General features: G+C 64.1%; 20 protein-coding genes. 5 read left to right on the top strand and 15 right to left on the bottom strand.

Annotated features, from left to right (window positions below; all coding sequences use genetic code 11):
- Positions 1-72: 72 nt before the first annotated feature.
- The gene (gene lon, locus L5G32_RS12000) at positions 73-2,463 is read right to left on the bottom strand and encodes an endopeptidase La (RefSeq protein ID WP_237011289.1); all 2,391 of its coding nucleotides are present in this window, start codon (positions 2,461-2,463) and stop codon (positions 73-75) included.
- A gap of 175 nt (positions 2,464-2,638) precedes the next feature.
- On the opposite strand from lon, the gene L5G32_RS11995 reads away from it, so the two are divergent.
- The gene (locus L5G32_RS11995) at positions 2,639-3,019 is read left to right on the top strand and encodes an ArsR/SmtB family transcription factor (RefSeq protein WP_237011288.1); all 381 of its coding nucleotides are present in this window, start codon (positions 2,639-2,641) and stop codon (positions 3,017-3,019) included.
- Positions 3,016-3,537: an SRPBCC family protein gene (locus L5G32_RS11990; protein ID WP_237011287.1), complete on the top strand. Its 522-nt coding sequence runs from the start codon at positions 3,016-3,018 to the stop codon at positions 3,535-3,537. The genes L5G32_RS11995 and L5G32_RS11990 overlap by 4 nt, the downstream gene beginning before the upstream one ends.
- Before the next feature lie 31 nt (positions 3,538-3,568).
- Here L5G32_RS11990 and L5G32_RS11985 read toward each other — a convergent pair whose 3' ends face one another.
- From L5G32_RS11985 to dnaK, 4 genes are all read right to left on the bottom strand, one after another.
- Positions 3,569-4,003 (bottom strand): heat shock protein transcriptional repressor HspR, encoded by a 435-nt coding sequence (locus L5G32_RS11985; RefSeq protein WP_237011286.1) that lies wholly within the window; start codon positions 4,001-4,003, stop codon positions 3,569-3,571.
- 6 nt (positions 4,004-4,009) lie between these two features.
- The gene (dnaJ, locus tag L5G32_RS11980; protein ID WP_237011285.1) at positions 4,010-5,206 is read right to left on the bottom strand and encodes a molecular chaperone DnaJ; all 1,197 of its coding nucleotides are present in this window, start codon (positions 5,204-5,206) and stop codon (positions 4,010-4,012) included.
- A 250-nt stretch (positions 5,207-5,456) separates the two neighbouring features.
- On the bottom strand, positions 5,457-6,020 hold the full coding sequence (gene grpE / locus L5G32_RS11975; RefSeq protein WP_237011284.1) for a nucleotide exchange factor GrpE: 564 nt from the start codon (positions 6,018-6,020) through the stop codon (positions 5,457-5,459).
- Complete coding sequence (dnaK, locus tag L5G32_RS11970; RefSeq protein WP_237011283.1) at positions 6,017-7,852, bottom strand: molecular chaperone DnaK; 1,836 nt, start codon at positions 7,850-7,852, stop codon at positions 6,017-6,019. Before dnaK ends, grpE begins: the two co-directional genes overlap by 4 nt.
- A gap of 301 nt (positions 7,853-8,153) precedes the next feature.
- Between dnaK and L5G32_RS11965 the strand changes: the two genes are divergently transcribed.
- Positions 8,154-8,948, top strand: coding sequence for a crotonase/enoyl-CoA hydratase family protein (locus tag L5G32_RS11965; RefSeq protein WP_237011282.1), 795 nt, complete (start codon positions 8,154-8,156; stop codon positions 8,946-8,948).
- 12 nt (positions 8,949-8,960) lie between these two features.
- Here the strand turns inward: L5G32_RS11965 and L5G32_RS11960 are convergent, their stop codons facing one another.
- From L5G32_RS11960 to L5G32_RS11920, 9 genes are all read right to left on the bottom strand, one after another.
- The gene (locus L5G32_RS11960; RefSeq protein WP_237011281.1) at positions 8,961-9,683 is read right to left on the bottom strand and encodes a DUF1275 family protein; all 723 of its coding nucleotides are present in this window, start codon (positions 9,681-9,683) and stop codon (positions 8,961-8,963) included.
- A complete protein-coding gene (locus L5G32_RS11955; protein WP_237011292.1) occupies positions 9,680-10,108 on the bottom strand; it encodes a RidA family protein in 429 nt (142 codons plus the stop codon). Before L5G32_RS11955 ends, L5G32_RS11960 begins: the two co-directional genes overlap by 4 nt.
- Position 10,109: 1 nt before the next feature.
- Entirely contained in the window at positions 10,110-11,711 is a 1,602-nt protein-coding gene (locus L5G32_RS11950) for a gamma-glutamyltransferase family protein (protein ID WP_237011280.1), read from the bottom strand.
- A complete protein-coding gene (locus tag L5G32_RS11945) occupies positions 11,708-12,067 on the bottom strand; it encodes a Rieske (2Fe-2S) protein (RefSeq protein WP_237011279.1) in 360 nt (119 codons plus the stop codon). The genes L5G32_RS11950 and L5G32_RS11945 overlap by 4 nt, the downstream gene beginning before the upstream one ends.
- A 29-nt stretch (positions 12,068-12,096) precedes the next feature.
- The gene (locus L5G32_RS11940; protein WP_237011278.1) at positions 12,097-13,551 is read right to left on the bottom strand and encodes an aldehyde dehydrogenase family protein; all 1,455 of its coding nucleotides are present in this window, start codon (positions 13,549-13,551) and stop codon (positions 12,097-12,099) included.
- The gene (locus tag L5G32_RS11935) at positions 13,548-14,780 is read right to left on the bottom strand and encodes an NAD(P)/FAD-dependent oxidoreductase (RefSeq protein ID WP_237011277.1); all 1,233 of its coding nucleotides are present in this window, start codon (positions 14,778-14,780) and stop codon (positions 13,548-13,550) included. The genes L5G32_RS11940 and L5G32_RS11935 overlap by 4 nt, the downstream gene beginning before the upstream one ends.
- The gene (locus tag L5G32_RS11930; RefSeq protein ID WP_237011276.1) at positions 14,777-15,157 is read right to left on the bottom strand and encodes a Rieske (2Fe-2S) protein; all 381 of its coding nucleotides are present in this window, start codon (positions 15,155-15,157) and stop codon (positions 14,777-14,779) included. Before L5G32_RS11930 ends, L5G32_RS11935 begins: the two co-directional genes overlap by 4 nt.
- 66 nt (positions 15,158-15,223) lie before the next feature.
- Positions 15,224-15,943 (bottom strand): iron-containing redox enzyme family protein, encoded by a 720-nt coding sequence (locus tag L5G32_RS11925; protein ID WP_237011275.1) that lies wholly within the window; start codon positions 15,941-15,943, stop codon positions 15,224-15,226.
- A 187-nt stretch (positions 15,944-16,130) separates the two neighbouring features.
- The gene (locus L5G32_RS11920) at positions 16,131-16,577 is read right to left on the bottom strand and encodes a GlcG/HbpS family heme-binding protein (RefSeq protein ID WP_237011274.1); all 447 of its coding nucleotides are present in this window, start codon (positions 16,575-16,577) and stop codon (positions 16,131-16,133) included.
- Between the two features lie 244 nt (positions 16,578-16,821).
- Between L5G32_RS11920 and L5G32_RS11915 the strand changes: the two genes are divergently transcribed.
- On the top strand, positions 16,822-18,477 hold the full coding sequence (locus L5G32_RS11915; RefSeq protein ID WP_237011273.1) for a PucR family transcriptional regulator: 1,656 nt from the start codon (positions 16,822-16,824) through the stop codon (positions 18,475-18,477).
- Here L5G32_RS11915 and L5G32_RS11910 read toward each other — a convergent pair.
- Positions 18,468-19,868: an MFS transporter gene (locus tag L5G32_RS11910; RefSeq protein ID WP_237011272.1), complete on the bottom strand. Its 1,401-nt coding sequence runs from the start codon at positions 19,866-19,868 to the stop codon at positions 18,468-18,470. The two genes, L5G32_RS11915 and L5G32_RS11910, sit on opposite strands and share 10 nt — an antisense overlap.
- Positions 19,869-20,284: 416 nt before the next feature.
- Here L5G32_RS11910 and L5G32_RS11905 point away from each other — a divergent pair, with 416 nt between their 5' ends.
- The gene (locus L5G32_RS11905; RefSeq protein WP_443669359.1) at positions 20,285-21,862 is read left to right on the top strand and encodes a hypothetical protein; all 1,578 of its coding nucleotides are present in this window, start codon (positions 20,285-20,287) and stop codon (positions 21,860-21,862) included.
- Positions 21,863-21,873: the final 11 nt, after the last annotated feature.

The raw sequence follows: 21,873 nt of genomic DNA, 5'->3' as shown, positions 1-21,873 counted from the left end.
TGCCCCTCCGGCTCCTGGGGGTCTGCCCCGCGGGCCCCCGCCCCCCCCCGCCCCCCCCCCGGCCGTCTCACATCACGCTGCGTCGCTCACCACTGCCGAGACGTCTTCCAATGCCTGCGCGACGATCTCAGCAACGTCGGTCATGGGCTTCACGTCGAGGGCCTCGAGGACTTCGGCCGGAACGTCGTCGAGATCGGGCTCGTTGCGCTGCGGGATGAAGATCGTCCGCAACCCGTTGCGTTGCGCGGCAAGCAGTTTCTGCTTGACGCCGCCGATCGGCAGGACGCGGCCGTTGAGAGTCACCTCTCCGGTCATGCCGACATCGCTGCGCACTCGCCGCCCAGTCAACATCGAGACGAGCGCCGTCACCATGGTCACGCCCGCCGACGGCCCGTCCTTGGGGACGGCTCCCGCCGGGAAGTGGATGTGCACCGTGCCGTTCAACGCGGCCGGGTCGATGCCGAAGTCGACGGCGTGCGCCTGGACGTAGCTGAGCGCGATCTGCGCGGACTCCTTCATCACGTCACCGAGCTGCCCGGTCAGCTTCAGCTGCGGGCCGACCGCCTTCTCGTCCGTCGGCGCAGCCTTCAGCGCCTCGATGAACAGCACGTCGCCGCCCATACCGGTGACCGCCAATCCCGTTGCCACTCCAGGGACTTCAGTGCGTTCCGCAGTCTCCGGCGTGAACCGCGGACGACCCAGGTAGTCGACGAGATCGCCGACGTCGACGGTGATCAGACCGTCGCCCCCGGAATCACTGGACACCGGAGATCCTTCGGACCCCTTCACCGCCACCTTGCGCAAGGTCTTAGCGACGAGGCGCTCGAACTGTCGCACACCTGGTTCTCGGGTGTAGTTCGCGGCGATCTCGTGCAGTGCCTCATCGGTGATCACGACTTCGTCTGCGGCGAGCGCGGCACGTTCCATCTGTCGTGGGACCAGGTAGTCCCGCGCGATGGCGACCTTGTCGTCCTCGGTGTATCCGTCGATCGTCACGAGCTCCATGCGGTCGAGCAGTGCGGACGGGATGTTCTCGACGACGTTGGCGGTGGCCAGGAACACGACGTCGCTCAGATCCAGATCGAGGTCCAGGTAGTGGTCGCGGAACGTGTGGTTCTGCGCCGGATCCAGGACTTCCAGGAGCGCGGCCGACGGGTCGCCGCGGTAGTCCGAACCGACCTTGTCGATCTCGTCGAGCAGGACGACGGGGTTCATCGAACCCGCCTCGCCGATGGCGCGGACGATGCGTCCGGGCAGCGCGCCGACATACGTACGACGGTGCCCGCGGATCTCGGCTTCGTCCCGGACGCCGCCGAGCGCCACGCGCACGAACGTACGGCCGAGTGCCCGAGCGACGGATTCGCCGAGCGAGGTCTTGCCGACTCCGGGCGGACCCGCGAGCACCATGACGGCGCCCGACCCGCGTCCGCCCACGACGGACAGGCCGCGCTGGGCGCGACGGCTGCGAACCGCGAGGTATTCGATGATCCGATCCTTCACATCGTCCAGTCCGTGATGGTCGGCGTCGAGGATCTCGCGGGCGCCCGCGAGGTCAGTAGAGTCGTCCGTCGTGGTGTTCCACGGCAGGTCCAGAACGGTGTCGAGCCACGTGCGGATCCAGCCCGCTTCCGGGCTCTGATCCGTCGAGCGCTCCAACTTTCCGACCTCGCGAACCGCGGCCTCGCGGACTTTCTCCGGCAGATCTGCTGCTTCGACCCGTCCGCGGTAGTCGTCGGCGCCGTCGGGCTCGTCCTCGCCGAGTTCCTTGCGGATGGCGTTGAGCTGTTGGCGCAGGAGGAACTCCTTCTGGGTCTTCTCCATGCCGTCCCGGACATCGGATGCGATCTTGTCGTTGACCTCGGTCTCCGCGAGATGCTCGTTGGTCCAGCCGATGAGCAGGCGCAACCGTTCGTCGACGTCAGCGGTCTCCAGGAGCTCGCGCTTCTGTTCGTTCGACAGCCACGACGAGTACCCGGCCGTGTCGGCGAGGGCCGACGGGTCGGTGAGCTTGTTGACCGCGTCGATGACCTGCCACGCCTCACGGCGCTGCAGCATCGCCAAGACCACCTTCCGGTAGTCGTCGGCGAGCTCTTTGGTCTGCTCGGTGGCGGTCGCGTCGTCGACGAGGTCGACGTCGACCCAGAGCGCTGCGCCCGGACCGGTGGTTCCGGACCCGATGTGAGCGCGCTTCTCGCCGCGGACGACCGCGACGTACTGCTCCTGCCCGGCCACACGCCCGACCTGCACGATCGAGGCGATCACGCCGTGGGTCGGGTAGCGGTCGTCGAGTCGGGGTGCGATCAGAATCTTGCCGTCCTGCTGCTCCCCGAACGAAGTCGAGGGGGCACGCGCCGCGTCGACGGCCGCCTGTGCGGCGTCGTCGAGGGGCACCGGGACGACCATCCCGGGGAGCACGATCAGGTCTGGCACGAACAGGACGGGAACGGAAATGTTCTCGGACATGACACCTCCAAGGTTCAGTCTGTTCGACTCAACATTGGCGAGTGTCGCTTTGTTCCCGGAGGTGTAGTCACCCGCTTCCTCAGTCTAGGAGTATCAACTCTGACCCCTTCTGTGCATCGCGTGAGCGCACCCTTCGCCCCTTGACTATTGGTAACCATTCAGTTACCAATAGCCTATGGACGCATTCGACGCACTCGCCGACCCGGTGCGACGACGGCTGTTACAGCGGCTCGCCGCCGGTTCGGCGCGGGTCGTCGATCTCGCAGCCGAGTATCCGATCAGCCGTCCGGCTGTCAGCAAGCATCTGCGCATTCTCTCCGAAGCCTCGCTCGTCATCGCGACGACCCAGGGGCGTGAGCGGCACTACGCAATCGCGCACGAGGGCCTCGAATCGGTGCGCGATTACCTCGCGACGCTTCGCGGCAGCCCACCGGTTCCCGAACGAGCACTCGACGCCCTCGACCTCGAAGTACGTCGAACCACTCGAGAACGTGACGTCAGTACGACCCGAGCCGAGAACTCCACAGAAGACCGGAGCAAGGAGCACAGCGCATGAACAGTCCAACCCCCACCGGGCGCCGCCGCGACCACGGCGGCGAGACCTACTGCGAATGGCAACGCACTTTCCACGCGCCGATAGACGACGTCTGGGCCGCCGTCACCGAACCCGAACGACTGGCCCGTTGGATCGGCACGTGGACTGGAGACCCGGCCGACGGCCACGTGAAGTTCCAGATGCTGTTCGAAGGCGACGACATTCCGGCTGAGCATTTCCGCATCGATGAATGCGTCCGCCCTCGACGGCTGCGGATGACTACATCGATGCCCTACGACAGCAAGGATCCCGAGCACTGGCTGTTGCGTCTCGACCTCGACGAGTCCGACGGCGTCACCACGCTGACGTTCGCGCAGGACGTCCCCGACCCGAAGATGGCGGAAGGCGTCGGACCAGGCTGGGATTACTACCTCGATCGAATGGTCGCCGCCGAGACCGGCGTCGACGTCACTGCAGTCGACTTCGCCAGCTACTCCCCCGAGATGTCGGGCTACTACCTGGCGGAATTCGGCGACTGACCAGAGTTCGGCGAATGACGACTGCGCACGATCAGCGCTTGCGCCTGCGCTGGCGCGGCTGCCACACGACAAGCGCGTTGGTGTGCGGAACCGGGACGAGCTCGGCACCCGGCCGAACTGCGGTTCGGACCGCTTCGAGTTCGCCTTGCAGTTCGAGCACCCGGGAGCGCAATGCGTCGACCTGGTCAGTCAACTCGATGATGCGTTTCACGCCCGCGAGGTTCACGCCCTCGTCCTGCGAGAGTCGCTGCACCTCTCGGAGCAGTTCGACATCGCGCGAACTGTAGCGTCGTCCGCCGCCACTGGTGCGCTGTGGCGTGACGATGCCGAGACGGTCGTACGTGCGCAGAGTCTGCGCGTGCATGCCCGCCAACTCGGCCGCTACCGAGATCAGGTACGTCGCGGCGAGCTCGCCGGGGTTGCCTAATGGATCCCCTGGGTTACCTCGTGGCTCTTCCGTAGCCATCGTGCATCACCGCGCCCATCCGTCTCGTGGATCGAATCCGCTCGCCTTCTCGGCCTCCGCGTACGCCTTCAATGCTTGGGTCGCGGAGTCGTCGAGCTTCGACGGCACCGAGACCTTCACCGTGACCAGCAGGTCACCTGCACCACCCGCACGCTTCGGGACGCCACGGTTCTTGAGCCGCAGAGTACGCCCGTCCGACGTCCCGGCCGGGATCTTGACGCCGACCGAGCCGTCCAGCGTGGGAACCGAGACCGTCGCACCGAGCACCAACTCCGAGAAGGAGACCGGCAACTCGACCTTCAGGTCGTTCCCGTTGCGGGAGAACACTTTGTCGGCCATCACGTGGACTGTCACGTACAGGTCGCCCGACGGAGCGCCGCGTCGTCCGGCCTCGCCTTGCCCGGCGAGTCGGATGCGTTGTCCGTCCTCGACGCCCTGCGGGACGCGGACGTTGATGGTGCGCGGCCGGACCGTGATGCCCGAACCGGAGCAGTCCCGGCACGGATCGTCGATCTTGGTGCCGGTGCCCTGACAGTCCGGGCACGGCTCCGAGAAACCGAAGTGACCCTGGTCGCGGCTGATGAATCCGGAGCCGCTGCACGACGCGCATGTTCGCGGGCTCGTGCCCGGCTTCGCGCCGCTGCCATGACAATTGGTGCACGGCGACGGGCTCGTGACCCGCAACTGCACCGTCGTGCCCTGAACGGCGTCGCGGAACGCGAGGGTCGTCTCGGTCTCCAGGTCGTTGCCACGACGTTGACGCGGGCTGGTGCTCGCTCCTCGCGTGCGTCCGCCTCCGCCGCCTCCGAAGAGGCCGCCGAACACGTCCCCGAGGTCAGCCCCGCCTGCTCCGCCACCGCCGCCGAACAGGTCGCCGATGTCGAAGCCGCCTGCCCCGCCGCCTCCGCTGAACCCGCCGGGGAATCCCCCGCCTCCCGTTCCGTCGGCGCGGTAACGGCCGCCGGCCATCAGCTTCCGCATCTCGTCGTATTCTTTGCGCTTCTCGTCGTCGGCGAGCACGCTGTGGGCTTCCGACACTCGTTTGAAGCGCTCCTCGGCTGCTGTGTCTCCGGGATTCGCGTCCGGATGCAGTTCGCGAGCCAGCTTTCGGTAGGCCTTTTTGATCTGCTCCGCCGTGGCGTCGGAAGAAACGCCGAGGTCTGCGTAGAAATCGCGCTCCAGCCATTCACGCTGTGGTGCCATCAGACGTCACCTCCTGTAATAAGTCTGTGTTTGTGATTATCGGGTACGAGATCCGACCTCGCCGATCGAGCCCCCTCGCCGATCGAGCGGAGTCGAGATCCGAGGTCTCGACTCCGCTCGACCAGCAAAAAGCACGCTCGTCCGCGCACGCGCGTCACGCTCGTCCGCGCACGCGCGTCACGCTCGGCCGGCGCACGCGCGTCACGCTCGACCGGCGCACGCGCGTCACGCTCGACCGGCATGAACTGCGTCAGGCCGGATCGGTGACGGTGACCATCGCGGTGCGGATCACCTTGTCGCCGAGGCGGTATCCGGCGCGGTAGACGAGCCCGAGGACGGGCGTGTCACCACTGCCTTCGTGTTGAATCGCTTCGTGGATCTCCGGGTCGAAGTCGTCGCCGGGCTCGGCGAACTTGACGAGCTTCTCGCCCGCGAGGACCTCGCCCAACTTGTCGGACAGTGCACGCAGCGGTCCTTCTTCCAGATCGCCGTGCTCGCGGGCTCGGTCCAAGTCGTCGAGGATCGGTAGCAGCTTCTCCACGAGAACCTGTTTGCCGCGAGCCACCGACTGCAGAGCCTCCTCCGCGCTACGGCGACGGAAGTTGGCGAACTGCGCGCGCTCCCGCTGCAACGCCTCGGTCAGCTCGGTGACCTGCGCGTCGGCCGGGGCCGAGTCCGCTGCGTCCTCTGCAGCGGGCTCGACGTCCACGGGCTCTTCCTCGAAGGTCTCAGCGGTGACCTCGTCGGCAGGCGCCTCGACCGTCTCGTCGACGACCTCGTCCGGTTCCGGAGAGCCGGTCTCGGGGTTGGTCACTTGTTATCACCTTCCGCGGGGTCGTCCACGACCTCGGCGTCGACGACGTCGTCGCCTTCGTCAGCGGCTGCGGTGTCACCCTCTGCCTGAGCGTTGGCGTAGATCGCCTGGCCCATGGCCTGCGACTCCTCCGACAGCTTCTCAATAGCGGTGCGGATCGCAGCCGAGTCGGTGCCCTTCAGAGCCTCATTGGCGTCCGTGACCGCGGCCTCGACCTTGGTCTTGACGTCGTCGGGAACCTTGTCCTCGTTCTCCTTGAGGAACTTCTCGGTCTGGTTGACCAGCGACTCCGCCTGGTTGCGGGTCTCGGCCTCCTCGCGGCGAGTGCGGTCCTCGTCGGCGTGCGCCTCAGCGTCCTTGACCATGCGGTCGATCTCATCCTTGGACAGACCCGAGCCGTCCTGGATGCGGATGCTGTTCTCGGTGCCGGTGCCCTTGTCCTTCGCGGTGACGTGAACGATGCCGTTCGCGTCGATGTCGAAGGTCACCTCGATCTGCGGGACACCCTGCGGCGCGGGTGCGATGCCGCCCAGCTCGAACGAGCCGAGGAGCTTATTGTGCGAAGCGATCTCGCGCTCCCCCTGGAACACCTGGATCTGCACGGACGGCTGGTTGTCTTCGGCCGTCGTGTAAGTCTCCGAGCGCTTGGTCGGAATGGTGGTGTTGCGCTCGATCAGCTTGTGCATGACGCCGCCCTTGGTCTCGATGCCGAGCGACAGCGGTGTCACGTCAAGGAGCAGAACGTCCTTGACCTCACCGCGCAGAACGCCTGCCTGCAGGGCAGCACCGACAGCGACGACCTCGTCGGGGTTGACTCCCTTGTTGGGGTCCTGACCGCCGGTCAGTTCCTTGACCAGCTCGGTGACCGAAGGCATACGCGTCGAGCCGCCGACGAGGACCACGTGGTCGATGTCGCCAACTGCGATGCCTGCGTCCTTGATGACGGCCTGGAACGGGCTGCGGGTGCGCTCGAGTAGATCGTTGGTGATCTTCTGGAACTCACTGCGCGAGAGCTGCTCGTCGAGGAACAGCGGGTTCTTGTCTGCGTCCACCGTGATGTACGGCAGGTTGATCGACGTGCTCTGCGACGACGACAGTTCGATCTTGGCCTTCTCGGCAGCCTCGCGGAGGCGCTGGTTGGCCATCTTGTCCTTGGTCAGGTCGATTCCGTTGACCGCCTTGAACTTGTCGACGAGCCATTCGACGATGCGCTCGTCCCAGTCGTCGCCACCGAGGTTGTTGTCACCGGAGGTCGCACGGACCTCGACGACACCGTCGCCGATCTCGAGCAGCGAGACGTCGAACGTGCCGCCACCGAGGTCGAAGACCAGGATGGTCTGCTCTTTCTCGCCCTTGTCGAGGCCGTAGGCCAGAGCGGCGGCGGTCGGCTCGTTGACGATGCGCAGTACGTTGAGTCCGGCGATCTGGCCCGACTCCTTGGTCGCCTGACGCTGTGCGTCGTTGAAGTACGCGGGAACGGTGATGACGGCGTCGGAGACGTCTTCGCCCAGGTAGGACTCGGCATCGCGCTTGAGCTTCATGAGCGTGCGGGCGCTGATCTCCTGCGGCGTGTACTTCTTGTCATCGATCTCGACCGTCCAGTCGCCTTCGCCCATGTGGCGCTTGACCGAACGGATGGTGCGATCGACGTTGGTGACCGCCTGGTTCTTGGCGGGCTGTCCGACGAGGACTTCGCCGTTACGAGCGAACGCGACGACGGACGGGGTGGTGCGGGAGCCTTCAGCGTTCGCGATGACGGTGGGCTCGCCGCCTTCCAGAACGGACACCACGGAGTTGGTGGTGCCGAGGTCGATTCCGACAGCACGGGACATATGTGTTCCTCCTTGTAGGCGGCTTTTATCGAAGCCGGTTGGTTCGTGGGCCTGTGGGCCTGATGGTCTTCTTGGAACTCTTACAAGCCGAAACCTCAGTGCCTTCGGCTCAGGTCTACCGGTCTGATTTCATCCCGTCAACCTAGTTGAGTCTCTATCACTCAGGTTTCTTGCCTCGTTCAACTACGCGACCACGTGGTTCATTCCCCGCAGTTGACTGATATCCGCTCAAGTCTTGTGTGAGTTACGCCACGAGTTGCGGGGTCGCCCGGACGGGATGCCCTGCGTATACCGTCGACGCATGAGCGACATCAGCTATGAGGTGCACGACGAGGTGGCCCACGTTCGGCTCAACCGTCCAGAGAAGCACAACGGGCTCACCCTCGACATGCTCGACGATCTCGCTGCGGCGGCCCGCCTGGCAGCCAAGGACCGCACTATTCGCGCCGTCGTCCTCGCCGGCGAGGGAGCGTCGTTCTCGTCCGGCCTCGACTTCGCATCGGCAGGTAAAGAGCGCGGCCGAATCATGCGCAACCTGATTCCCAAGCGAGCGTCGGCGGCGAACAACTTTCAGAACGCCGGATGGGCGTGGCGCAGCGTCCCCGTCCCGGTGATCGCCGTCCTGCACGGCCACTGCTACGGCGGCGGTCTGCAGATCGCTCTCGGTGCCGATTTCCGTTACGCCGCAACCGATACCGACCTGTCGATCCTGGAAGCCAAGTGGGGGCTGATCCCCGATATGTCGCTGTCGGCCAGCATCGCCCAACTCACCGGCATCGACGTCGCCAAGCGACTCACCATGACCGGCGAGGCGTTCGGCGCGCATCAGGCCCTCGACTGGGGTCTGGTCAGCGGAGTGTCCGACGCCCCGTTCGGCGACGCCGACGCCCTGATCGCACAGATCAAGCAGCGATCGCCGGACGCCGTCGCCGCTTCGAAGTCGTTGTTCGAGAACACGTGGTACACCGGCTCACGCCTGTCGTTTCCCGTGGAACAAGCGCTGCAGGCCCGACTCCTGACTGGCCGCAACTCCGCGATCGCCCGCAAGGCCGGGTTGGCACGCGAGCAGCCGCAGTTCGTCGAGCGACAGTTCTGACCGGACAGCTAGTCAGTCGGAGACGCCCATCTCATGCTGAGAGCCAAGGTGCCCGATCGCGACGACCACCGCGCTGATGCCCGCCGCGGCGGCGAACACCATCCACAACGCGACTTGAAGGAGTAGTGCTCCCGTCAGGGCGCCCAACAGAATTGCGATGATCGCGATCACGCGCCGATTCAGAATCGTCGCAAACCCAGGGCGCGCGAAGGCGTCGATCGCCCATACCGTGATCGTTGAGGTCACAACCACAGTGGTGACGTCTGCTACGCCGACTTTTCGTGCAGCTGCAGCCTGCGCACCCATTGCGCACGCGGTCATCACCGCGGCACTGACCTGCGACGCAGACGTATCGGGCAACACTCCTGTCGTGACTGCGGTAACGGCAACCAGGATCGTTGATGCCACCGCGACCGCGGTCACACGACCGCCCCACCCCGAACGCGCGGAGCGGAGCGTCACACCTGCAGCACCTGCACCGGAGATGAATGCGACCAACGCCAGCGCAGGGCCTAGAACCGGCAGCCCATCGCTTCCCGCGGCCCCCATTCCGAGGATCACGACATTGCCAGTCATATTGCCGACGAACACCTTGTCCAACCCGAGATAGCCGCCTGCGTCGACTATCCCGGTGACGAATGTCAATGCAATCATCAGACCGACGTGATGCGACGGACCGAGCATGCGGACGACGGACACCAAGGGCCGCGCCTGCGGGCGGGCAGTAACCGTCATGTCGTAACGACCTCCGCCACGAGCGCGACTTCAACCGGCGATCCACCAGGCAGCGCGTACACTCCGACGGCGCTGCGCGCCGGCAGTCCATTCGCGCCGACTTCCTCCGCCGCGGCATCTGATGCGCCGTCCGCGACAGCCGAGAGTTCAGTGAAGTCGCTACTGCACGCGATGTAGACAGTCATTTCAGCAAACGTCAGCCGTTCCCCTTCGGTAACGACGGACCGGGCCGCGGCAATCGCATTCCGAGCGGCGAGGCCTGCGGCCTCTCTTGCCTGCGGGATCTCCACGCTTTCGCCCACGCGACCCGTCACCACCAAGCGACCGTCACGCCGTGGTGTCATGCCCGCGGTCCTGATCGTCGATCCGCTACGCGTCACGGGTACGTACCGTCCCTGGGGACCGGGTACTGGCTCGGCACGCATCTCATTCGAGGCCAAGAGCCACTCCTTCTTGTCGTGGATCGCTCCCACCGAGCAGAATCCCCCGCGGGTCGGCGGAAATCACTTGGGCGCTACCGGGTTCACCGAACGGCGTGACGTCGCGCACGACGTGGCCTCGCCTCCGCAGCTCGGCTCGTACGTCTGGCGCGACCGATGTCTCGACCCGCACTTCGTGCTCCATACCGATCGTGTTCGCGTCTGCCCCAGGAAACACGGTGAAACGAGGAGCACTCACAGCTTCTTGCGGGTCGAGTCCATGATCGAGGAGATGCGACAGCAGTTGCATGTTCCACTGCACCTGTCCGTCTCCGCCTGGAGTGTTCCCGACTGCCGACAACCGCCCGGCGTCGTCGGTGACTACCCACGCGTTCAATGTGTGCAGTGGCTTTCGCCGTGGTCGGACCTCGTTGGGATGACCATTTATCAGATAGCTTCCCCTGCCGAGTCTGTTGTTCAGAACGATGCCGGTGCCCGGCACGCTGAACTTGGCGCCGAAGGTGAACGCGAGAGAGTGAATGAAACTGACGGATCTGCCGTCGCTGTCTACGACCACCAGCGACGTAGTGTCCCCGCCCGACACCGCGAACTGCCGAGAGCCGACCAGCCCGTCGGCAAGACGGGCGCGCCCTTGGGCTATCGAACCTGCGGTCAGTACGTGTTCAGCACCGTCATTGTCAGCGCCACACAGACTGAACCGGTCCTCAAACGACAACCGAGCAGCGCCCGTCATCCGTTGAATCGCGTCTGCACTCAGCCACGGCGTCATTCCGAGGTCAGACCCACACAACTGGGCTTGCTGCAACACCATCCATCCGGCTGACGGCAGCGGCGTCTGGTGAATCACGGCACCGCCGTATCGTGTCGTCAACGCACTCTGTGGGGCAACGACCCCGCTCGCCAGCCATTCCTCGCCGGTGAACGGCGCGCCACCGGACCGCAGAGCGTCGACGCACCGCTCGCCCAGCTCGCCCGTGTAGAACGAAGCCGGGTCGGCCGCCAGTCTTCTGATCGTTGTAGCCAGTTCAGAATGGCTGCGCCGTGAACCGATCAGCGGAACTTGCCCGTCATCGGTAAGTGCCTCCCGCAGATTTCGATCATTGCTAATCGGTTCGAGCGCTTCGCGCACGTCATCGCGAGTCTTCGCCGAGCACGGGAGTCCTTGCTCGGCCACGCGAGCCGCCGGTTCCCACAACTCCTCAAGACTCCGCGTCGCACCACGTGCGTGTAGGGCGGCTAGCGCAGCGGGTGCACCCGGGACCGCCACTGCGAGCGGTCCGTCGAGCGGTATCGCAGCAAAGCCCGCATCCCGGTAGAAGTCGGCCGACCCGCCGTCCGGGCCGTAACCGCTTCCGTTGACCGTCCATACCGAACCGTCCGGCTCGGAGACCACGGCGAATGCATCCCCTCCGATTCCACACTGTCCGGGCAGCGTCATCCATGTCATCGCGGCGGCACACAGCGCGGCGTCGACTGCATTGCCCCCTGACGCCAGAACCTGGAGGCCCGCCGTACTCGCCAGCGGATGCGAACTCGCAACCATGCCTCGCGTCGCCATCGTCGACGGCCGACCGATTCGCGTCGTCATGTCGCAGCCCGCAGCTTGCGGCGCCGCGGCCCCTCCGGAGGCTCCGCCGGGTCGATGCCTACGAAGATCTCGCCGTCACGCTCTTCACATGGATACGTCTTGATCGGCTCCGTAGCGGGAGGACAGATCGGCTCCCCTGTCTCCAGATCGAAAGCACTGCCGTGACAGGAGCACCCTATGCCGTCCTGTACGAGTTTCCCCGACGAGAGCAAGCAGTCCAGGTGCGAGCAGTAGTTGGATGTGGCGTAGGCCGTCCCGTCGAGGCGAGACACCGCGACCTCATAATCGCCGGCATAGAAACGTCGCACGATGCCTTCGGGTACCTGACCCGACCGGGCGACACGCTTGAACTCCATGTTTCGTCCTTCTCCTTTGTGTCGAGCCGTCATCCAGCCGACGTCAGGTAAATCGTCTTCTCGGACTGGTAGAACTGCATCATCGACGCACCAGCCTGTTCTTTGAATGTCTGTGTGCTCGAGGCCTTGTATCCACCGAAGGGCGCGTTCATCGCCATTCCGGATGTCGGCTGATTGATCTTCACGAGACCGGTCCTCGATTCGTCCGCGAACGCCATCGCGCGACCGACGTCGCGCGTGATGATCGCGGCGCTCAGCCCGAAGCCCGTTGCGTTCGCGAGCGATACGGCCTCGTCGTAATCGCGGGCACGTTGCACGGCGAGAACAGGTCCGAAGATCTCGTCTGTCACGATCCGCATACCCGGAGTGGTGTCGGTGAAGACCACTGGACGAGCGAAGTATCCGGGGCCGTCGATTGACGAGACCGCACCTCGCAGCACAGCCCCCTCAGCCACCCCGGCCGCTACGTACTCGCGATACTTTCTCTGCTGTGATTCGCTCGCCAAGGGACCCATCATCACACCGGGGTCTAAGCCCGCTCCTACGGTGATCTTCTCTGCGCGAGCGACGACCGCGTCCACCAGCGCATCGTGGATCTCGTCGACGACGATCAGCCTGCTCGTTCCAGTGCACGCCTGTCCGGACAGACCGAATGCACCTTTGACCACGATCGCTGCGGCCATCTCAATATCTGCGTCGGCGAGCACCACGGTGGGGTTCTTACCGCCCATCTCCAGTTGGACGCGCCGATCGGGTCCGACTTGTCGATGGATCGCACGCCCGACATCGGTCGAACCCGTGAACGTCACGGCGTCGACCCGCTCGTCAGCCGTGATTGCCGCACCCGCCGTGCTCCCGCCTTGGACTAGTGCGATCGCTGACGGCGGCAGGCCTCCCGCGATCAACGCCTCAACGAGCCGTTGCCCCATGAGTGGCGTCAATTCAGACGGTTTGAACAGCACTGTGTCGCCTGCCGCCAGCGCGGGTCCAATCTTCCGGGACGGAATGTTGAGGGGAAAGTTCCAGGGTGTGATAGCTCCGACGAGCCCGACCGGTTCGCGAACCGTATACACGAGAGTCCCGTTTGCTGCCGGAAAGGTCTGACCGCCTGAGCGCATCGCCTCGGCAGCGTAGAAACGCAAGTTCATCGGCGTCCGCCCTACCTCGACTGAAGCCTCTGCCCTGGTTTTGCCTTCTTCACGCGACATCTCTTCGATGAGTTGCGCAGCTCGAGACTCGAGCGCATCAGCAGCAGCTTCGAGGATGCTGGCCCGGCATTCCGGCGAGGTCGCGGCCCATTCAGGCGCAGCTTCCTTAAGTCCGTCGACCGCCGCCCGAACATCCTCGGCGGAGGACTCGGGGAACGTCCCCACGACTCTGCGGGGGTCGGCGGGCTCGACGCTGCCGAACACGGCTCCGGAAGCAGCCTGCACCCAATCGCCACCGACGAGGTTCGCCCCGACGACGGGGGCATGGCCGCTCATGCCAATGCTCCACTTCGCTCGCTGAGCTCCCAAAGGTCGATGTCTTGGTCCGCAAGCATCGCCTTGTCGAACGACGCGCCGAGCATCTCCCGCGCGAAGACGACGTCCTCACCACGGTCCACCGCGAATGCTGCCGCCAGGCGCCCCTCGCACAGATAGAACGCAGAGAACTCGCTATCAGCTATGGTCCCGCGGATCACCAGTTCGTCGGCTCCACGATGATCTCCGGTGAACTGAATGTTGAACTCGTACTGATCCGACCAGAACCATGGCGGACTGTCGTCGGGCTCCTCCTCTCCGAGCAGCGCACGCGCGACAACGGCGCCCTGGCGGTTCGCGTTGTCCACGTGCTCGACACGCACATGCCGTCCAGCCGACTCCGAGTAGCGGGATGCGACGTCACCCACCGCGAACACTCCGGGACTCGCGGTACGCCCGCACGCGTCGACGACGATCCCGTTGTCGACCTGCAACCCAGCGGCTGATGCGAGTCCGGTGTTCTGCACCATCCCGACGGCCACCACTACATCGTCGACGTCCACGGCCGTACCACCTGCGAGATGCAGCCGCATGCCGTCCACGGTCCGCTCGACCGACGACACTCCTTCGCCGCAGCGCAGATCGACGCCGGCTTCACGGTGCAGGTCGGCACAGAACTCTGCGAGTCGAGACCCGAGACGCGGCTCGAGCACTCTGGTACCTGCCTCCACCACTGTGACAGCGAGGCCGAGGTCCCGCGCCGTAGCTGCGAGCTCGAGGCCGATGAATCCACCGCCGATGATGGCGAGCCGATTGCCGGCACGAAGCCTGTCCCGCAACCGCGCGGCATCGTCAAACGACCGTAGGTAATGGACGCCCGGCGCCCCGGGTGGGAAGTCCGGCAGAGTACGCGGTCGCCCGCCGGTAGCAAGAACCACTGCGTCTGCGGTGAACGAACCGCCAGCACTCAGCTCCAGAGTGCGACCCGCGACATCCAGCTTGTCGACACGGACACCAGACCGGACGGCGATGTCGTTCTGCGCGAGCATCTTCGGCGTGAACAAGGCTATCGATGAGCCGTCGGCATCTCCAGCCAGATACTCCTTCGACAGCGGTGGACGTTGGTAGGGCTCATGCGGATCGTCGCCGATCAAAGTGATCGAGCCGTCGAATCCTCGACGCCGCAAGGACCGGGCCGTGGACGTCGCGGCATGACCCGTTCCGACGACCGCAATATTCTTGATGCTCATGGGTTCCTTCTTCCCTGATGGGCTTCGTCCGGGCGGCGTGCAGACATGTCTACGTACACGACCTCGTCATCCAGACGCACCGGATAGGTCGGCTGACAAAGCTCCTGGTCGGACTCGTATCCGGTCTCCAGGTCGAATTGCCACTGATGACCCGGGCAAATCACCCGACCGTGCAGCAACGTGCCCTTCGACAACGAACGATCTTCATGGATGCACGCGTCCTCGAACGCGTATATGTTCTCGCCGGCTGCGAACAACGCGATCGCGACGCCGTCCACGTCGACACGTAGCTTTCGGCGCCGCTTCAGATCCCGCGTCGTAGCGGCAACCACCCACCCACAGGTGTCGGCTTGAACGGCCTGCGAATCGTCGGCCATGTCTCTTCCTCTCCGCGCAGGACTCCGTGAGGGCCTGGCTTCGCAGGCCCTCACGGCGATCAATGGTCAGACTCCGGCCGACTCCAGGTCCGGAGCGACGTAGGTGTCGTACAGCCCCTTGGTGTACGAGAACCGCATCTCAGCGCCCCAGCGCACCAGCTGCAGCGCGCGCTGCTGCAGTTCGACGGTGTCTGCGCAGTCGAGCACGATCTGGTAGCCGCGCTCGCCGTGTACGACGTCCGACGTGATGTGCAGATCAAAGAACTCGATCTCGTCTTCGGTGAAGCCGTAGACCTCACGCAACGGGACGATCTGCTTCTTGTAGATACTCGGCACCTGCGACTCCAGGCCGACGACGAGCGCCGCGGTAGCGACGACGAAGTGCTCACGCTGCGACACCGCGTAGCACCAGGACTGAAGACCACGGGTAATCGCGTTCATATTGCTGGGGTCTTCGATGCGCTCACGAGTGGTACCGCAGGCCTCACCAAACTTGATGAGCAGGTCCGTGTGGCGGATATCCGCCAACTCCTCCTCATACATGTTCTGCAAGGTGAAGTCCTTCGCATCAGTGAAATACTCAGGCGTGTTCGAGTAGATATTCGCGAGATAGTCTGCGAAAGGTCCGACATAATGGAAGTGATTCTCCGCCCAACGCGCGAAGTGATCCTTGGTGAGCGTGCCATCCGCCCAGGCTTTGCTGAATGAGGCGTTCTTCGCCTCGCGACCCTTGATCGCATTCTCCAACGCGGCGCGGAAGTCGTCGCGATTCATGAACTCAGTCATGTCGATATTCCTTTCCAGAATTGACGTCGATATCGGTGGGCTGTGGTGGAATCTCTCGGATTTCAGAGAGATAATCGAAAAGCTTCGCCCTCATCGCTTTCGATAATTGCGACTTTAGAAGGGGACTGTGTTCAATGCCACGGCCATTGTGTCCTAAGCAAAGTCGATTATTCGGCCAGAGTGCACGTCACCGGGCGGCGGCGACGACTGATTCGAACCCAGCCAGCATGGCGGCCCCAACAGCCTTGTCTTGGGCGCCATTTCCACCACTGATTCCGATACCGCCGACCACCTGCCCTTCGTGAACGAGAGGGAACCCGCCGACGAAGGTGGCGAATTTGCCGGGCAGCATATGCGAGATCCCGAATGCTTCGTTTCCAGGCAGTGCAGGTCCGTTCGGTGGCTCATTGAAAAGGTGGGTTGCACGCTCATGACCTGCAGCCGTGTAAGCCTTTGCCATCGAGATCTCGACCCCGGTGATTCGAGCGCCGGGGAGCCTATGAAGCGCGACGACGTTGCCACCGTCGTCGCAGACACAGAGCGTCTGCTTGACGCCGACCTCGGCGGCCTTCGCGGCGCCTGCCGCAAGAATCGGCAGGGCGTCGTCGAGTGTGATGCGCAGAACCTGATACATGAGAAACCTTCGATCGCGTGCTTTCGGGGGTTGCGCCGCCTGGTCGCGACGCTGCGTTCATGAAACCTGATCATCCGCATACACGAAACTGTCAAAGTAGCCTCGAAGTTCTTCCAAACTTGACTGTTATGCACATAGTTGCGGTGCGATTCGACTTGGTATCTGATGATGCATACATAGAACGCACAGATCTCCCGACGCTCCAACATCTCCGCTCCGGCAGCCCCGGGGAAAGTAGAGTCCGATGGAACCGCACCCCCGACTGACACTCGGCGGATTACTCGACGAGCCCCTTATGGAGGGAGCCCGAACGGTGTCCGACTACACCGACAACAACGCTCCCGTGACGTGGGCGCTCCCACTAGCTGAAGTGATGGTCCGTTACGACAGGCTCGATGCGACGATCGTCTACGCACGTCCGGAGTCCCTCGCTGCCAAGGCCTCGACCTTCACGTCGTTGCTGTCTCGAGGATCGTCGGCGTTGCTCGTCGACGGACCGTTTCCCACCTCGATCGATTCCGACGACGTTCCGGACGGCCTGACGGTTATCGAAGTGCCCCTGCCGATCGGGTTCGCTGCGCTCAACCGACTGCTCGCCGAACGGACTCTCACCCAAGAGGTGCACGTCATGCGGTATGCCTCTCACGTCCACCAGTCGCTCGCCGGTCTGCTGCACCGGGGTGCAGGCATGTCGACGCTCCTCAAGGAGGTCTCGTCGCTGTCTGATTCCCCGGCTGTGGTGTTCGATGCACGATGCGAGACGGTTGCGCACCACGGACTGACCCGGCAACCGCTCGACCTGATCCTCCCGCCGCTTCAAGAACATCTCGTCGATCGCGCGTCGCACGGCGACAATCACGACACCGTCACGACGACTCTCCAAACCCCCAACGGCGAGTGGTCGTGCACCGTCGCTCCCATCCGTCTAGGCAAGTATTTCGAGGGGCAGGTCGTGATCCTGCACCCCGGCAAGAATCAGGGTGTACACGAGCTCGCCCAGCGCGAAGTCGTCGCCGACCAGGCCACTGCCATCATCGGCTCGGAGATGCTTCGACAGCGCAGCGTCGAGGAAGCCGAGGAACGAGCGCGCGGCGACTTCGTTCAGGCACTGGTCCACGGAGGATTCGGCACCAAGCATGAGATGCAGACCCGAGCCGAGTTCCACGACATAGACCTTGATGCGACCTTCGCCGTATTCGTCACTCGAACGTACGGGTCACCTACAGCGGCGGCCGACCATCACGTAGACAGATCCCTACTCCGGCTCGCGCGGTACGCTGCGAGTCTCCTGCCGCACAAAAACGTCCGCTCCTACTTGACAGTGCTGGGCGACATCGTCGTCGTAGTCCGAACTGTCCTGGCTACGACACCGACCGAGATCGAGGACGAGGTCCGCCGGTACGCGGTCGCGATGGCCGACGACCTGGCGGCCCGTGGGCACGCGCGGTCCGCAGTTGCATACGGGCCAGCAGCGGTGGGTGCCACCGACATTCGCGACAGCTACCGCGAGGCCCGTGTCGCGCTCGGTATCGCCGATCGCATGCACATCACCGGCGCTGTCGCGCATCAGGAGCTTCGGTCGTTCGGTGTGCTCGAACAGATCGCGGACACCGCCCGTAGTCGCCAGTTCACCGCCGACACACTGGGACCTGTTCGGGCTGGTGCCGAATTGCACTCCGTTCTGCTCTCCTATCTCGAGCACGGCGGGAACGTGAACGCGACGGCCCGGGCGATGAACATGCACCGGAACACGATGCTGTCCAAGATCGAGCGATTGTCGCGCGCATGCGGGTGCGACATCCGTCTACCGGAGAATCAGTTCAGTGTGTGGCTCGCCCTCCGCCTCGAACTACTAGACGGCCTGGGATCGTCCCTTGCCCGCGAGTCGCGCTATGGCTGACTCGACAGTTCAGGTTCGGGAAGGACGCCCACAACCGGATCGCGGCCGACGAACGATGCGGCAAGACCAGCCCCTGCAACGGCTGCCGTAACGATGAACAACACCGGGTAGTCCCATCTGTGCAGAGCCACCGACACCCACGCCGCTCCCAGCGCCGAACCGCCGAACCGCAGGAGATTGAACAATCCGAGACCGGTGCCCTGAGCGCCCGCGACCGATCGAGTGGACCCGGCCGCCGCGGGTGTCTGCACCAGCGCGACACCGATGCCGGTGACGACCAGCACCACCGTCGTCGACACTCCGATATCAGTCGTCACCCCGGTGAGAACCGCGAGTAGAACTTGGCCTATCACCAGCACGACCAAGCCTGCGCGAAGAACCGGTCTGGCGCCGAGTCGATCACTGAACCGGCCGACCAGAGGAGCGAGCAGAGCCATCGTGGCAGGCAGTGCGAACAGCAGGACACCGGACAGCGTGGTACTCGCACCTTGCCCGGTCGCGTACAGCGGAAACGCGAGCAATGTCGCACCGAGTGCGAACATCTGGGAGAACGCTGCGCATGCGCTACGTGCGAATCGGGGTTCGGTCACCGCACGAATATCGATGAACGGCACCGGAACTCTCAGACAATGCCACACCGCGTGCACGACGAGAACCGCCGACAATACGAGAAGCACTGCCACGATCCACCCCGCAGTCGATTCGGTACCGACCAGAGTGACACCAAGAATCATCGACGCTGAGCCGAGCGTCAACGAACCTGCGCCGATTGCGTCGAGTCGCATCTTCCGCGCTGGATACCGTGGGACGCTACGCACCGTGAGGATCAGACCGAACACAGCGATCGGCGCGAGGGGGACGAAGACCCACCGCCATCCCGCGGCGTCCGCCAAGAGACCACCGACCGACGGACCGACCGCCTGCCCTACTCCGTTCACACTGGCCCACGCACCGACCGCACGCGCGCGCCGGTGCGGACCGAACAGCCATGCAATCAGCCCCATCACCGCCGGCGCGAACACCGCCGCAGCGAGACCTGCCATCGCGCGCCACGCAATCAGGATCTGCAGACTGGGAGCAGCAGCGGCGCCGAGCGAACAAATTGCGGTAACGACAAGGGCACTGCAATAGACCCGGCGTCGACCGAATCGATCACCGACGTATCCAGCCATCGGCATGCCTGCCGCAAATGTCAACAAGAACCCGACGACTACCAGGACGCCGCTACCGAGCGGAGCATCGAACTCGGCCAGGATCTGGGACAACGGGACGTTGACCACACCGTTACTCAGTGTCCCGACGAAAGTTCCGGTGAGCAGAGCAGCGAGCGCCACGGGAGTTCCAGCATCCTCGCTCGCGAATGCATCGGGTTCTTTCCTAATTGCCGTCATCGCGCTCTCTTCTCGCCACTTTCAACTCGCCACCGCACAGGCCGCAGATCTGCCTCCTCCACGATTTTTCCACCCGGACGGGAATCGACGACCACCTCGAAGCACCACAGAATGCACACGAAAGACAGGCGACACTGAATAACATGCACAACCGCCCAGGTAGAAGACCTTCTTCTCCGAAGCCAATTCGAGAAGATCGCTCGGTTGCGTTCACTGTGCACACAAATGCCGACCCGACCTGTGCAAGGTACTAATTGACCGGCGAGAGAGATAGCGGGAGCGTGGTGATTATCACAGTCCCATTCAATTACTCCCTCATCTCACACTCTCGTTAAGGATGTACCACTGTGCAACCCACTGATCTCACCGGTGCCCACTGGGTATACCTCGCCGGTGTCGTCGTCATCATCGCAACAATGGTCATGCGCCGAAACATCGTCGTTCCGGCGGTCGTAGCAACGTTTCTGACGGCCCTCGTATTCTCGAACAGCATCGTGACGGCACTCGCCTCGATCTTCAACGCAAGCCTGGTGGCCGCCAAAGAACTGTTCAATATCTTCTTGATAATCGCGCTCGTTACCGCGATGCTCGGCGGTCTACGTCAGGCAGGCGCCGACCGACTGATGATCGCGCCGTTCCGGAAAGTGATGCGGAGCGCGATCAGCAGCTTCGTCGTCCTCGCGATAGTGACCTACGTGATCTCCTTGTTCTTCTGGCCGACCCCGGCTGTGCCGCTGGTCGGCGCGGTGCTCATTCCAGTTGCGATCCGAGCCGGGCTATCGCCTATGTCGACTGGAATGGTGATAGCAATTGCTGGACAGGGAATGGCCCTATCTTCGGACTACATCATGAAGGTCGCTCCAGGCATCTCCGCGAAGGCCGCAGGAATCAGTCCCGACTCAGTGGCCGATAAGGCACTTCCCCTGTCGTTGATCGTGGGCGCGGTGGCCATGCTGATCACCTGGCTGACACAACGACGAGGATGGAAGGTGCCGTCGGCCGCACTTCTGACCGAATGGGAGGAGACGGCCGAAAGCGGTCTACTCGCAACGACCACGCCACCGCTCAACGAACACGACACCTCGAGCGACGAGATCGACGCCGGCACGGTCAGTCGCTCGCGGCGACTCACATCGTCGCCACGATCTGCGGCCCGCGTGGCGGGCGCAGGCGGCAGCGGTTCGTCGCCCAGTTCCGCCGGATCAGCAAGCACCGCGGTTATCGATCCCCCCACGGCCTCTTCCGATCCCGGAGCGTCGACCGAATTTGCGAACCCACCCGAGTCGCGGACTCGCAAGGCAGTCTTCTTCGCCGTGCTCGTGCCATTAGTCTATGTCGTGTTCATTGCGTATCTTGCCCTCGGAAAACTGGGGGTCGTGCCGGCGTTGGACGGCGAGGACGCCGCCGCGATGGTCGGCGGGATCGCAGCTCTGCTGTTGTTCACCGTGTGCGCAGCACACGAGCCGACGAAATTCATGGAGACCACGGCAGAACATCTCGTCGACGGCCTCGTGTTCGCGTTCAAGGCAATGGGCATTGTGTTGCCGATCGCGGGATTCTTCCTCATTGGCGGAGCGGATTTCGCTGCGGACATATTGGGCCTCTCGGACGGATCTCCAGCCCCGGCATTTCTCTTCGACCTGGTGACCTCCGCCCAGGCCCACCTTCCGAATATCCCGATCGTCACATCGTTCGGGGTCCTTCTCGTCGGCCTCATCGCAGGCCTGGAGGGGTCCGGCTTCAGCGGTCTACCGTTGACGGGCTCACTCGCCGCTGCCCTCTCGAACAGCTCCGGCATGGATCCGGCCACGCTGGCCGCTATCGGCCAGATGGGCAATATCTGGTCCGGGGGCGGCACCCTCGTCGCATGGTCGTCGCTGGTCGCGGTAGCGGGGTTCGCGCGGGTCCCGGTGCTGAGCTTGGCCCGGAAATGCTTTCTTCCGGTAATGACAGGACTCGTGATCGCGACGGTGGTCGCAACGCTGTTGATGTAGCCGACTCGTTA

This window comes from Gordonia zhenghanii, from assembly GCF_021738965.1.
GTDB classification, from domain to species: domain Bacteria; phylum Actinomycetota; class Actinomycetes; order Mycobacteriales; family Mycobacteriaceae; genus Gordonia; species Gordonia zhenghanii.
The sequence above is the reverse complement of the archived record's forward strand: the minus strand, read 5'-3'. Positions and strand labels throughout refer to the sequence as shown.